Source organism: Spirosoma flavum (assembly GCF_042686045.1).
Classification (GTDB): domain Bacteria; phylum Bacteroidota; class Bacteroidia; order Cytophagales; family Spirosomataceae; genus Spirosoma; species Spirosoma flavum.
In genome coordinates this window covers 471,534-485,173 of record NZ_JBHUOM010000023.1, presented here as the reverse complement: position 1 = coordinate 485,173, position 13,640 = coordinate 471,534, and the positions used below count along the sequence as shown (strand labels likewise).

The following is a 13,640-nucleotide window of genomic DNA, read 5'->3' as shown; positions in this document are numbered from 1 at the left end:
CCGGACGTGGACATCCGGTATTCCACTAATATTTTATAAACAGCGAACTAATAGATTCATGGTCCCGAATGCGGCCAATGGCTTTGGCAAATAACTCCGCCACCGACAGTACTCTAATTTTTTCGTTCGATTGCCTCATAGGCAACGTATCCGAAACAACTAATTCTTCCAGCACCGAATTAGCAATATTTTCGTGAGCCATGCCCGACATGATCGGGTGCGTACACACTGCCCGCACAGACAAAGCTCCCTTGTCCAGAATAATCTGGGCTGCTTTAGCCATCGTGCCGCCCGTATCGATCAAATCATCCACCAGCACCACGTTAGCTCCTTCAACATCGCCAATAACCTGCATCGAGGCAATTTCATTTGCCCGTTTGCGGTGTTTATCACACAGCACAATATCGGCATTGAAATGTTTCGCGAATGTACGGGCGCGATTGGCACCGCCCACATCCGGTGAGGCTACCACCAAATTTTCTAAGTTCAGGCTTCGGATATACGGAACAAAAACCGACGTTCCTTCCAGATGGTCTACCGGGAAATCGAAAAAGCCCTGAATTTGTCCTGCGTGAAGATCAAGCGTCATCAGTCGATCAACGCCCGATGCCGCCAGCATATTCGCCACTAGTTTAGCCGCAATCGACACGCGGGGCTTGTCTTTACGATCTTGCCGGGCGTAGCCGAAATATGGAATAACAACCGTTACATAGTGGGCCGAAGCTCGTCGGGCAGCGTCGACCATCAGCAACAATTCCAGCAGGTTATCGCCGGGTGGGGGCGTAGACTGAATCAGAAATACGTCGCAGCCACGAACCGATTCTTCAAAACTGGGTGACATCTCGCCATCGCTAAAGCGTCGGCAAGTGTAGCCACCTAAATCTTTGCCGTAATAATGCGCAATTTTTTCAGCCAGATAAGTTGATTGACTACCGGAAAAAATCTTAACTGGATTGAAAGAAGCCATGAGTGCCGGACAAATTTCCCGCAAAGGTACGAAAAAAACGGGTTGCCTGCTGATAGGATTTTAAATTTCTTTACTTAATACCCTTCTACTGCACAGGTTAGTGGATAAAACACGCCATTTGTTAACCATCTCGTGTTGTAAATACGTAAAACAATTCGTCATTCTGTGGCTTTGATATATTATGGAAACAGCTACACCTATCCTGACGAATGGTTCAACAATAAAACCATCATTGGGCGTGGATACCGACCAAATAAAGGGTTTATTCAAACGGATTGCCGATGCTGCTGCTGAGACAGATACTGAGAAAACGTTTCCTGAAGACGCATTTGGCTGGTTGGCCGATGCCGGTCTACTGGCAGTAACACTACCGGGTAAGCAACTCGATTGTCAACTGCCCGAAACCGACCGGCTGCTGCAACTGCTGAAGCGTATAGGAGCCGCTAATTTAGCTGTTGGGCGTGTCTATGAAGGCCACATCAACGCCCTGAATCTAATTCATTTGTATGCTACACCAGAACAAAAAAAGGTCTGGTATGCCGATGTGAACCAACACAAGCGGCTGTTTAGTGTCTGGAATACGCAGGCAGCTGACGGAGTAAAAATTCATGCTATCGGCAATGGACGTTACCGCCTGGAAGGGGCAAAAACATTCTGCTCAGGTGCGGGCTGGATTGACCGGCCCCTCGTGACAGGTCAGCTACTTGGCGCCAGTAAACAAGGTTGGCAGATGTGTATTGTCCCAACTGAACGCGTGAAGGTAATCCCGCAGGACGACAGTTTCTGGCAACCGCTGGGCATGCGGGCATCGGTTAGTTATAAACTGGATTTTACGGGTGTTGAACTTGAAGAAAATGATTTGCTGGGTCAGCCTGACGACTATTATCGGCAACCATATTTCAGTGGAGGAGCCATCCGCTTTGCGGCTGTACAACTGGGCGGGGCGGAAGCCTTGTTCGATGCGACACGAGCGTTTCTGTCTTCCATGAGCCGCACCGACGATTTGTTTCAACAAACACGACTGGCCGAAATAGCCTGTCTGATCGAGTCGGGTAATCAGTGGATTAACGCGGCTGGTGCGAAAACAGATGCTTGGCTGGCAAGTGGAGTTGACACTGATAAGATTGTTGCGTACGCCAATATGACTCGAACGGCTATCGAAGAAATTTGCCTGCGGGTCATGCCCCTGGCCGAACGCTCGGTGGGGGCACGGGGTCTTATGCGTCCGCTGCCATTTGAGCGTATTCACCGCGATCTAACCTTCTATTTGCGGCAACCGGCACCCGATGCAACCTTACTTGGTATTGGCCGACATGTATTTGATAACCAAGTGAATGCGCATGAACTCTGGCGTTGATAAGGCTTATTTTTTGGAAGAAGCAGCCCATATTGTAGATCTCGATCAGATTGGTAATACCTTGGTCATTGCCCCCCACCCGGATGATGAATCATTGGGGTGTGGCGGCACCATCGCCTTGTTGCGGCAACGGGGCTATTCCGTACACGTGCTGTTTGTGAGTGACGGCACTATGTCGCATCCAAATTCGCCGAGTTATCCTGCCGATCGGTTGCGTCAAGTGCGTGAAACAGAAGCGTTGGAAGCCCTTCGACTGCTGGATGTACCGGCTGAAAATGCCTTATTTATGCGGCAAAAAGACACACAGGTTTTTACGCCAGATAGTCCTGAATTTGCTGAAGCAGTTGATTTTGTTCATGCCTTATTAATGAGCGTTAGACCGGCGACAGTGCTTGTGCCTTGGCGACGTGACCCACATCGTGACCATCGGGCATCCTGGCACCAATTAATGGCTGCGCTGGCTAAACTTCCGACCCAGCCGCGTGTGCTGGAATATCTGATTTGGTTATGGGAGCTCGGTACGGCTCAGGATATGCCAGGTCGCGATGAGATGATGGTGTGGAGCTTACCAATCGAGTCGGTAATGGCGCAGCGAAATCTAGCTATTGCGGCTCACCGCTCGCAGGTAAGCCGGTTAATTAACGATGATCCAACAGCTTTTTATTTATCACCGGAGTTACTGATGCATTTCAACAAACCCCGCGAATTATTTCTGGAAGAGACGACTAACTACCAATAAGATATGCCAGATTCCAGCTTACCTATCACTTATTTCGATGATGTGTACCGGGCTAACGACGATCCCTGGGCGTTCGAGACCAGCCCTTACGAACAGGCTAAATATGCTGCTACCATAGCGGCTTTGCCACAGGAAAGATATACCAATGCGTTTGAAATTGGTTGCTCCATTGGGGTACTAAGCGAAATGTTGGCACAACGGTGCGACCGTCTGCTATCGGTCGATGCGAGTGAATTGCCGCTGGAAGCTGCCCGCCAACGGCTGGCTCCCTACGAGCAGGTAACTGTTAGGCAAATGAGTATTCCCGCTGAGTTTCCCGACGATCAGTTTGATCTGATTCTGCTATCTGAAGTAGGTTATTATTTAGTGCTGGACGATCTTAAACGGGCACGTCAGCAAATGCTTGAGCATCTAAATAAAGCCGGTCATCTATTACTTGTGCATTGGACGCCAATTGTCCCTGACTACCCACTAACGGGCGACCAGGTTCACGAACAATTTCTGGAAATGAGTGGTGAAGGAAAACCGCTTATGCATTTGCTGGGTCAGCGGACGGATAAGTACCGACTAGATCTGTTCCAGAAACAGTAACTAGTCGCTGGTGGAGTCGGGGGGAGTAGCCACATAACCCGACTCCATCAGTGATTAGGACGTCAAATAATTCCGCATTTCTTGGATGGCTACCGTAATTGGAACAGGTTGCCACTGAGCAGCCCATCGGCCTGTAGCCATTTTTTCGTCAATTTTTTCCCATATTTCCCCGAAAAAACGACTTTTTGGCACTTCGGCCATAAGCCAGTTTGGATCAATGAGTAGCTCACTGGCTATAATCTGAAACGTATCTGTAGGTGTACAATGGTCGCGCATTTGCCAATAACTGCGCAGCCGCTGACGATTGCGAAGCCGGGTAATCACGGCTTCGGCAGGCTCGGCAAGTTGACATTGATTTGCCTTATCCATTGTGGACCAGTACCGCAATTGCTCCGAAAAACCAACCGCCACACGTCCCTGCATTCGGGTTGATGTAAAGACTTTTACATGGGGGCTTTTCCTGACTTTAGCGTCCATCCGTACCAGAGCCCGATAAAAGGCCTCATCTTCCAGAAAAGGTAGTTTAGGTAGGCCGCCAACCTGCTCATACATTCGGCAGGTAACGGCAATGCTGGCCCCGAAGTGTTGAAAATGACGAGGCCAGGGGTCATGTGAACAGGGGTCGAACTGAGCCTCAGCTTTAGCCACTAATGTTCGGTACATCACATCGCGCAAGTGGTACAAACGCACCTGGCTTTGGTCGGGTCGGGTCAGAATGCGACCACCCACAGCATCGTTACCATTCGCTATTTCGAGCATAATGTTACACACCCATCGACTATCAACCACCGTATCGCCATCGGTAGAGGCAATAATGCCATCCGAGCGACCACTGATCGTTAGTCGTCGGTAAGCTTCGTCCATGAGCAGTCGCCGAGCCGTGCCAATGTTTGCTTTGGCGGGTGGCAAATGAATCTGGGCGACATGCAAGGGGAAATCTGGGTGTTGATGTTGATATCGAACGGCAATCTCGTACGAATAATCAGTACAATTATTCGCCAGTAACAGCACTTCGTAAAGAGATGAATTTAGCGGTAATCCGTTGGTGTCCTGTTGCTTGCGAAGAGCTTCCAGCGTGTCAATCAAATGATGAGCTTCGTTTCTCACCGGAACAATTACACTAAGTTGTAGATACGCAGATGGTAACGTTTTATTAAATAAAAGATGACTTGTAGGTGCAAAATCTATCCCTGCCGTGTCGGTTTGCATAAGGCTATTCGTGGCTCGTGTGACTAAATTTTTTACACGGACACTTCATAGACTACAACCGCCCGGATGGAGGATTGTTAGCCTATCCGATAAAGTTGGTTCATGAAACAGATTAAGCTATTTTGTGGTGTCTGATACGTTCTTGTAATTTCCTGAAAACGAGTACGCAAAGCATAGCTGACAACACGCCGATTCCGGTTCCGGCCAGCACATCGAGCGGGTAATGAGCCGCCACATAGATCCGGCTATATGATACAATAGCGGCCCACAGAAACCCCCATTTTAGCCAGGCATGTTGTTTACCCAGCAATAGCCAAACGCTTGTTGCCAGGGCAAATGTGGTTGATGCATGCGATGAAACGAACCCGTACTGGCCACCGCATTCCAGCACCGGATGAATTAGTTTTTGCAGGGCCAATTCGTGGCAAGGGCGCAACCGGTGAACGAGGGGTTTGATGACCGACGAAGCAAGCTGGTCACCAAGAGCAACGGCAGCAATCATTGTTAGAAGAAATCCGACCGCTTTTTTACGATACTGATAAATCAGCCAGCCGATGAGCAGCGCATAGAGTGGAAACCAGCTGTTACGCTCGGTAATCCAGATCATAATCGGGTCGAGCCAGGGCATATAACGCCCGTTGAGCCAGAGGAATAGATCGATATCGAATTTATTAAGGGTATCAATCATGCTTGCAGCGCCAAGAACTGACTTAAGTAATTTCGAGCGGTCAGAATGGCGGTCTTCACATCTTCAGGGCTTCCTTCGTAGGCTTTATCTTCGACCTCAATGCAGACTGGCCCCCGGTAGCGCACATCGGTTAGAGCTGCAAAAAAATCGCGCCAGCGAACGTCACCCAGACCGGGAAGTTTGGGCGAGTGATACTCCAGTGGATTAGCCATGCTACCCACGCGGTTCAGCTTGTCGCGGTAGAGTTTCACATCTTTCAGGTGAATGTGGTGCAGCCGCTCCCGATAGTTATAAATAGGCTTAACCTCATCCATCATCTGCCAAATCAGGTGGCTGGGATCGTAGTTCAACCCTAATGCCCGCGATGGAATAATCTCGAACATCCGGTCCCAGATAGCGGGCGTAGTGGCTAAGTTTTTGCCGCCCGGCCACTCATCGTCCGTAAACCACATTGGGCAATTTTCGATACCTATTTTTACGTTACATTCCTCGGCTACTTTTACGATAGCGGGCCAGTGTTCAGCATAGGATTTGAGGTTATCGATGATACTTAACGACGGATTTCGACCGATAAACGTGTTGACGACAGGAACGCCAAGTTTGGCAGCTGCCCGAATGATTTTCTTGATGTGCTCCCGATAAAATTCGGCCTGCTCCGGGTTAGGATCAAGCGGGTTAGGGTAATAGCCCAAGCCCGAAATTGACACGTGATAGAGTTTCATCAGGGTGTGAATCTGTTCGACTTGCAGGTTGTCAACATCTATATGGGTGACCCCTGCATACCGACGCGCGTCGGCTATGCCAGATGGCCAGCACATAAGTTCAACGCATTTGAACTGGTGATCTGAGGCAAATTTCAGAACGCCATTGAGGTCATAATCAGCTAGAATAGCCGAAACAAAGCCGAGGTTGAGCATTTAATAAATAATAAATTATATGGTTAATAACCTTTCGAGTCAGAAATAAGGGCAGTAGATATATGGGGATCAACAAGACCGAATCGCTGATAAGCCTCCGTTATGATGGCCGCTGTTGATGACGTGCCAACTCGGGTAACACCCATCTGTTTTACCTTTAGTAGTTCATCTAACGTGCGAATACCACCCGAGGCTTTGACTTGAACACCTGGCCCTACATGGTCGAGCATCAGTTGCAAATCGTGCTCAGTGGCCCCTTTATAGTCGTATTTACCCGTGTGATCTTTCACAAAGCCAAAGCCTGTTGACGTTTTAACGAACTCAACGCCGACTTCCGTACAGATTTTGCAGAGTCGAATTTTGAGCGCATCGTCGGACAAAAAATCAGTCTCAAAAATCACTTTCAACACGGCCCCGTATGTCTGACAGGTATAATGAACGGCCCGGATTTCGTCGGTAACATAGCGCCAATCTTCATTCAGGACCTTGCCAATAGTCACGACCATGTCAATCTCAACAGCTCCATCCTGGCAGGCTTGTACGGTTTCGGCAACCTTAATAGATAACGCGTTGCTCCCATGCGGGAAGCCAATTACCGTACCCACCCGAACGTCGGAACCCGCCAGTAATGCACTCGCCATGGAAACGGCGTAAGGCTTGATACAAACCGATGCTACATCATAGACCAATGCTTGCTTGCAACCCGCCTGAAGTTCGGCATCGGTCAGTGTTGGGTGTAATAAGGCATGGTCAATCAGTTTGGCGATTTCAGGAATGGGTATCGGAATCATGGGTTAATGAGTGAATGAGGAAAATTAAAAGTCCCTATGAAGGGTGTGTTCAGAAACCGGCGACTACAAATAGTGAGGTACAACAAAGGTAGAAACTTGATTTATATAGATATAGTGGACGTGGGGAAGTTTACGGAAAGATAGATCGAGAATAGTCTAGTTCTTTCTAATAAAAAGGGTGATTTGCCACTTGTATGACCTAGAACATTTTCCATCTTTACAGGCTGTCGGATAAATAGTTATGCCATAAGCTCTATTATCAACGACTGTAGACTGTAAAATCACCCGTTTATATGAAAAAATATGTTTGTATCTGTTTACTAGCGGGGTGTCTATTCATGTTAAATGGATGCGTTAGTAACAGGGCCATTAAAGAGTTTGCCGCAACGTCGATAGAGGCCACAAACCACTTGCCTAGCGTGGCGAATGATCTATCGGAATCCTGTATTCGACAGAAGCAATATTTAGCCGTTAGAGCCGGAAATTTTGATCCTTTACAGTTAAGAAAGAATGCCGAGAACCAGTGCATCAGTTTTCAGTCTTCCGAAAAGAGTTTTGTTGTCGCCAATAAAGTTATCATACAATACTTGCAGACATTAGACAAATTGGCTGGTGATGATATTATTACGTACGATAAAAGTTTAGATAAGTTAGCCAGTAATTTAGGGGAGACCGCACTTTTCCCCAAAGAAAAGGTGAAAGCTATTAATGGTATTGTTAAATTATTAAGTGACGCATCGGCTAATGGATGGCGACGCAAGAAACTGGGAAAGGCCATTGGTAGCGCCAATCCTAATATACAATTGCTGCTTTCGACCCTCTCCACGATTATTACAAGCGACTACCAGCAACTTCTACAGAACGAGCAATTAGCCGCTAAAAACTTGTATTTAGGCACGATAAAAGAAAATAAAACGAAAGAACCAGTTACAATTATTCTGCTTCAGCAGCAATGGGATAAGGAATATAAACTACTTGAAGATAGAAAAGATAGGGTCAATGTGTATAGTGACATTTTAAAAACAATTGCACAGGGTCATCAGCTATTATTTGATAAGCAGACGAGCCTGAATAAGAAAGAAGTAAAGAGAGATATTCTGGACTATACGTCTAAAATTGTCCCCTTAATCAGCGAAGTCAACGATACCTTTTAAACTATGTGACGATGAAACTAACTGTTGATCAGGCGCGTACATTGTCTCGGTCTTATTTCGATTTAGCAAAGACATTGGGTGAGTATCGTTTCGAAAACTTCGATACTATATCACCTGCTAAACGTAAATTAATTGAAGAGTTTGAGCGGACATTGCTGAATGCATCAACCACGTTTACGGCTATTGCTATCACTATTTCATTGACGGAATTAGAGCCTGTTCTGGCTCGGATTGATGAGGTGACAAAGCAAATTGAGGCAAATATCAATCAACTTCAAAAAATTGACCGAGTGATTAAAATTGCTGGAGCCGCCGTTCAATTATCGGGGGCTATACTCTCCGGCAATCCGGAAGCTATATTAAAAGCTGCGAATGATTCAGTTGCGCTATTTGCTTAATTACCAGATCGAGTATAAGCTGGCTGATTTACAATAATGCTTTAGGTACGCTTATCTAACTACTAATCGGCCATGCATATTAATATATCGACACTACTTGATGTGGCTATTGGCCTCATTTTTATCTTTTTTGTTTTCAGTATTTTTGTTTCGGGTATTGTCGAACTTGTTAATACATTACTTGAGCAACGGGCTAAATTGCTTCGTATCGCTCTTGATAAATTGTTAGGTCCACTGGCAAACGATTTTTTTAATCATCAACTTACCAAAGTCAAGCAGGAGAGATTTTGGGGGTTTCTTAAACCTATTAATTATCTTTCTGCTGACTCCTTTTCGACGGTTCTAATTGATTTGTTGGTAAAAGCTGGTGGTCCTGTTCCAGGAAAATTAGTCTCTACTCAGAAAACACTTAAAGCAATTCAGTTGGCAATTCAACAACCTAATCACCAACTGATTCGGGAGTTAATTGAGCCCATTCTTTCTAAAGCTGACGATTTTCAGACGTTTAAATATGAACTGGAAAAGTGGTACAACGGCTACATGGAACAAGTATCAGGCTGGTTTAAACGCTATGCTCAGGGGGTTGTATGGATAGTAGCCGCCGTGGTAACACTGCTACTAAATGTGGACACTATTTACCTGACGAATCGGCTCTTTAATGACAATGGCCTCCGTGAGCGATTGGTGGAAAAAGCGGTTAACACGACTCAAAACGGTGGGAAATCATTTAGTAAAGACACCAAATTTGGCGAATATCTTCACAAGTATGACTTTACACTTGTGCAAGCTGATTCTAGTAATCCGAAAGCGTTTGTTATTAAATCTGACCTGACGGCTGCTGACAGTATAATTGTTCAGTCCACCTACATCCGATTCGTTCAAGATCAAGTAGCTGACCTTAAATTACCTATTGGCTGGGACTTTACAAGTGGAAAATCACCACTACAGCCTGGTCAAAGCGTTTGGCTGGCCCTTTTGGGCTGGGTGCTGACGGCTGCGGCACTTTCGTTCGGAGCCCCATTCTGGTTCGATTTGCTGCTCAAACTAGTAAATATTCGTAATACGGCCCGTCGTCCACCTGGCAATCCAGACCCGGCTAATTAACCGGCATAGGCTCATCTGCCGGATGGATGAGCCTATGCCGGTTGGCTTCATAAGACTACTAACCCTGTTCTTACCGCCCACAAAGCTAGCCCGACCCGGCTTTTTATATTAAAACGCTCAAAAAGCGTTTCTCGATAGCCGTCCACCGTGCGTGGGCTAACGCACATTTGGTCGGCAATTTGAACGTAGGTTAGCTCAGAACAAGCCAACTGTAAAAAAACGCGTTCACGATTGTTTAGATGAACAGAATTTAGGCTGTAAGTAGAGGATAGATTATTCATTGTGAGGAGCAAATTGACGTTAGTTAGTTAATTAACTAGCTGAAAGTAAGCCAATACGCACACTTATCCCAAATGAACTGTGTTAACGGTAGTTTTCTAATTAACAATTAATTGAAGCCTAATTTTTCCCGAACTCGCGCAATGGTTTTACCCGCTACGATACGGGCTTTTGCTTCCCCGGCCTGAAGTTCGGCTTCGAGGGCGTCGTTGTTGGTCATGTAATACGTAAAGCGTTCACGTTCGTTGGCAAACTGCTCAACAATGAGTTCGTAAAAAGCTTTTTTCGCTGTACCATACCCATAGTTACCCCCTTCGTATAAACCGCGCATCGCTGCGATTTGCTCATCGGAGGCCAACAGCGAATACAATTGAAACGTAATATCTGTATCCGGGTCCTTCGGTTCTTCGAGTGGCGTAGAGTCTGACTTAATTTTTTTAATCACTTTCCATAACTCGTTTTCGGGTAGGAAAATGTCAATATAGTTGTTGTATGACTTGCTCATTTTAGCCCCGTCGATGCCCGGAATCGTCATTAGCCGTTCATCAATGCGGGCTTCGGGTAGCACAAACAGTTCATCATTATATTGTCGGTTGACCATGCTGGCAATATCTCGGGTCATTTCGATGTGTTGCCGCTGGTCTTTTCCAACCGGAATAATTTCAGCGTCATACAACAGAATGTCAGCCGCCTGTAAGACCGGATATACGAACAAACCGGTGTTGACCGGACCACTTGATCGGTCTGATTTCTCCTTGAATGAGGTCGCATTATTGAGCATTGGAATGGGCGTGAAGCAACTTAAATGCCAGGCCAGTTCTGTATGCTCGGCCACCCTCGATTGCCGCCAGAACGTATTTTTCTCCGTGTCTAATCCAAATGCCAGCCATGTAGCGGCTACCGCCCGCGTAAACTCCCGGCGGGTCGGGCCATCTTTGATCGTTGTCAGGGAGTGGAGATCGGCTATGAATAAGAACGACTCATTATCCGCCTGTTTCGATAAGTCAATGGCGGGTTTAATCGCCCCCAGAATGTTGCCTAAGTGTGGCCGACCGCTGCTTTGAATACCGGTTAAGATTCTTGCCATGTGATGGAATTATGAATTAAGAATGGTTTGACGCGAAGCATTCATGACTTATCATTCATAATTCATCATTTATAATACGTAATTATTTTCCTTGTGCTTCGACTACTGCTATAGCTACCATATTGACTATTTCGCGCTCCGACGAACCTAGTTGCAGTACATATACTGGTTTGCGAATGCCAAGCAGAATGGGGCCGATGGTGTCGAAACCGGCGGCTTCACTCATTAAGTTGTAGGCTATGTTCGCGGCTGAAAGGTTCGGGAAAATAAGTGTATTAGCCCCTTCACCCACAAGCTTACTGAACGGATGGTTTTGCTGAAGCAACTCTGTATTAAACGCTAAGTGTGCCTGAATTTCACCATCTACAATCATATCCGGGTGTTTCCGTTGCAGAATTTCGACGGCTCGGTTCATTTTCTCCGCATCGTCGCCCTTGGCACTACCGAAGTTAGAGTACGTTACCAGCGCAATACGCGGCTTGATATTGAAGCGCTCGACCGTTTGGGCAGTCAGTTCGGTAATTTCGACAATCTCTTCGGCGGTCGGGTTGAAGTTGACCGTTGTGTCGGAGAAAAACAGCGGTCCACGTTTAGTTAGCAGAATGTACATCCCCGCCACTTTCTTCACGCCCGGTTCTATACCAATGATCTGCAAAGCCGGTCGGATCGTATCCGGGTAACTACGGGTCAGACCCGAAATCAACGCATCAGCTTCACCCGTTTCAACCATCATCGCCCCGAAGTAATTGCGATAATACATCATTTTCCGAGCTTCGGTAGCGTTGACGCCCTTGCGTTTACGTTTCTCGAAATAGACCTCGCCAAATCGCTGTATCAGATTGTCCTGTTCGGGCGCGCGTGGGTCAACAATTGGAATCTGCCCTAAATCAAGGCTATTATCCTTAATGAGTTGTTCGATTTTAGTCCGATCGCCTAACAGGATTGGGTGCGCAATGCCTTCATCCCGAACCTGTTGTGCCGCTTTCAATACTTTTAGATTCTCGGCGTCAGCAAAGACTACCCGTTTTGGGTTTGCTTTGGCTTTCGTCAGAATTACCCGCGAAATCTGGTTGTCCTGCCCTAGTCGTCGGGCCAGTTGTTGCTCGTAAGCATCCCAATCGGTGATGGGTAGCCGCGCCACACCTGACTCTATCGCAGCTTTCGCCACAGCCGGGGCCACTGTCGAAAGCAGACGCGGATCAACGGGCTTGGGTAGAATATAGGTTCGTCCAAAAACCATATTTGATTCGCCGTAGGCCAGATTTACCAGATCAGGTACGGGCTTTTTTGCTAAGTCAGCCAGTGCATACGTTGCCGCCAACTTCATTGCTTCATTGATTTCCGTGGCCCGTACATCCAACGCACCCCGGAAAATATAAGGAAAGCCGAGTACATTGTTGACCTGATTGGGGTAATCTGAGCGACCCGTTGCCATGATAATATCCGGTCGGGCCGCCATCGCATCGTCGTAATTGATTTCGGGGTTAGGGTTGGCCATTGCAAACACAATCGCGTCGGGTGCCATTGAGCGAATGTGATCCTGACTGACGATGTTTCCTTTCGATAAGCCAACGAATACATCGGCCCCAATAAAGGCATCGGCCAGCGAATGGATGTCACGAGTTGTAGCAAAAGGACGCATAATCTCGCTCAGGTCGGTGCGGTCAGTGCGGAGTGGCCCATTTACGTCGAACATCACCATGTTCTCGTAGTTGGCCCCCAACGCAACGTACTGGCGGGCACACGAAATGGCCGCAGCACCAGCCCCCAAAATTACAAACTTAGCCGTTTCTATTTTTTTCTGAACCAACTCCAGGGCGTTGAGAAGGGCAGCTCCGCTCACGATGGCCGTACCGTGCTGATCATCGTGCATGACTGGAATATTCATCTCGCGTTTGAGCCGTTCCTCAATCTCGAAACACTCCGGAGCTTTGATGTCTTCGAGGTTGACGCCACCAAAAGTCGGCTCCATAATCTTAACTGTGCGGACAAATTCGTCTACATTCTTCGTATTCAACTCAATATCGAACACGTCAATGTCGGCATAAATCTTAAACAGCAGACCCTTGCCTTCCATGACGGGTTTACTGGCTGCGGGGCCAATATCACCCAGTCCTAACACAGCCGTACCATTGCTGATTACGGCGACGAGATTTCCTTTAGCCGTGTATTTAAACGCGTCGTCCGGGTTGGCCTCAATGGCCAGACAAGGCTCCGCTACCCCCGGCGAGTAGGCTAGCGAAAGGTCGCGTTGGGTACTATATTCTTTGGTCGGAATGACTTCAAGTTTCCCCGGACGACCTTTCGAGTGGTAATCAAGAGCATCCTCGCGCCGTATTTTCTGAATCATACTGTTGTT

At 47.2% G+C, this 13,640-nt stretch carries 14 protein-coding genes; 6 read left to right on the top strand and 8 right to left on the bottom strand.

Going from position 1 to position 13,640, the window contains the following annotated elements:
• Positions 1–25: 25 nt before the first annotated feature.
• On the bottom strand, positions 26–967 hold the full coding sequence (locus ACFS25_RS22760) for a ribose-phosphate pyrophosphokinase (protein WP_381505583.1): 942 nt from the start codon (positions 965–967) through the stop codon (positions 26–28).
• Between the two features lie 181 nt (positions 968–1,148).
• Between ACFS25_RS22760 and ACFS25_RS22755 the strand changes: the two genes are divergently transcribed.
• The 3 genes from ACFS25_RS22755 to ACFS25_RS22745 are packed head-to-tail and all read left to right on the top strand — an operon-like array spanning position 1,149 to position 3,654.
• Positions 1,149–2,324: an acyl-CoA dehydrogenase family protein gene (locus ACFS25_RS22755; protein ID WP_381505581.1), complete on the top strand. Its 1,176-nt coding sequence runs from the start codon at positions 1,149–1,151 to the stop codon at positions 2,322–2,324.
• Positions 2,308–3,063 carry a PIG-L deacetylase family protein gene (locus ACFS25_RS22750; RefSeq protein WP_381505580.1) on the top strand — a complete coding sequence of 252 codons (756 nt, stop codon included), beginning with the start codon at positions 2,308–2,310 and terminating at the stop codon, positions 3,061–3,063. Before ACFS25_RS22755 ends, ACFS25_RS22750 begins: the two co-directional genes overlap by 17 nt.
• A 3-nt stretch (positions 3,064–3,066) precedes the next feature.
• Entirely contained in the window at positions 3,067–3,654 is a 588-nt protein-coding gene (locus tag ACFS25_RS22745; protein ID WP_381505577.1) for a class I SAM-dependent DNA methyltransferase, read from the top strand.
• Positions 3,655–3,708: 54 nt separating this feature from the next.
• Here the strand turns inward: ACFS25_RS22745 and ACFS25_RS22740 are convergent, their stop codons facing one another.
• The 4 genes from ACFS25_RS22740 to deoC form a co-directional block, all read right to left on the bottom strand.
• Positions 3,709–4,863, bottom strand: coding sequence for a glycosyltransferase (locus tag ACFS25_RS22740; RefSeq protein ID WP_381505576.1), 1,155 nt, complete (start codon positions 4,861–4,863; stop codon positions 3,709–3,711).
• A gap of 112 nt (positions 4,864–4,975) precedes the next feature.
• Entirely contained in the window at positions 4,976–5,551 is a 576-nt protein-coding gene (locus tag ACFS25_RS22735) for a phosphatase PAP2 family protein (RefSeq protein ID WP_381505574.1), read from the bottom strand.
• Positions 5,548–6,468: a sugar phosphate isomerase/epimerase family protein gene (locus ACFS25_RS22730; RefSeq protein WP_381505572.1), complete on the bottom strand. Its 921-nt coding sequence runs from the start codon at positions 6,466–6,468 to the stop codon at positions 5,548–5,550. The genes ACFS25_RS22735 and ACFS25_RS22730 overlap by 4 nt, the downstream gene beginning before the upstream one ends.
• A 23-nt stretch (positions 6,469–6,491) precedes the next feature.
• Entirely contained in the window at positions 6,492–7,259 is a 768-nt protein-coding gene (deoC, locus tag ACFS25_RS22725; RefSeq protein ID WP_381505570.1) for a deoxyribose-phosphate aldolase, read from the bottom strand.
• 293 nt (positions 7,260–7,552) lie between these two features.
• Between deoC and ACFS25_RS22720 the strand changes: the two genes are divergently transcribed.
• The 3 genes from ACFS25_RS22720 (at position 7,553) to ACFS25_RS22710 (ending at position 9,915) form a co-directional block, all read left to right on the top strand.
• Positions 7,553–8,413, top strand: coding sequence for a hypothetical protein (locus ACFS25_RS22720; RefSeq protein ID WP_381505568.1), 861 nt, complete (start codon positions 7,553–7,555; stop codon positions 8,411–8,413).
• Positions 8,414–8,424: 11 nt separating this feature from the next.
• The gene (locus tag ACFS25_RS22715) at positions 8,425–8,811 is read left to right on the top strand and encodes a hypothetical protein (RefSeq protein ID WP_381505565.1); all 387 of its coding nucleotides are present in this window, start codon (positions 8,425–8,427) and stop codon (positions 8,809–8,811) included.
• 72 nt (positions 8,812–8,883) lie between these two features.
• Positions 8,884–9,915, top strand: a complete 1,032-nt coding sequence (locus tag ACFS25_RS22710; protein WP_381505563.1) for a hypothetical protein — start codon at positions 8,884–8,886, stop codon at positions 9,913–9,915.
• 47 nt (positions 9,916–9,962) lie between these two features.
• On the opposite strand, the gene ACFS25_RS22705 is transcribed toward ACFS25_RS22710, so the two are convergent.
• From ACFS25_RS22705 to ACFS25_RS22695, 3 genes are all read right to left on the bottom strand, one after another.
• Positions 9,963–10,196 (bottom strand): response regulator transcription factor, encoded by a 234-nt coding sequence (locus ACFS25_RS22705; RefSeq protein WP_381505561.1) that lies wholly within the window; start codon positions 10,194–10,196, stop codon positions 9,963–9,965.
• Positions 10,197–10,303: 107 nt separating this feature from the next.
• Positions 10,304–11,281 carry a tryptophan--tRNA ligase gene (gene trpS / locus ACFS25_RS22700; RefSeq protein WP_381505559.1) on the bottom strand — a complete coding sequence of 326 codons (978 nt, stop codon included), beginning with the start codon at positions 11,279–11,281 and terminating at the stop codon, positions 10,304–10,306.
• A gap of 82 nt (positions 11,282–11,363) precedes the next feature.
• The gene (locus ACFS25_RS22695; protein WP_381505557.1) at positions 11,364–13,631 is read right to left on the bottom strand and encodes an NADP-dependent malic enzyme; all 2,268 of its coding nucleotides are present in this window, start codon (positions 13,629–13,631) and stop codon (positions 11,364–11,366) included.
• Positions 13,632–13,640: the final 9 nt, after the last annotated feature.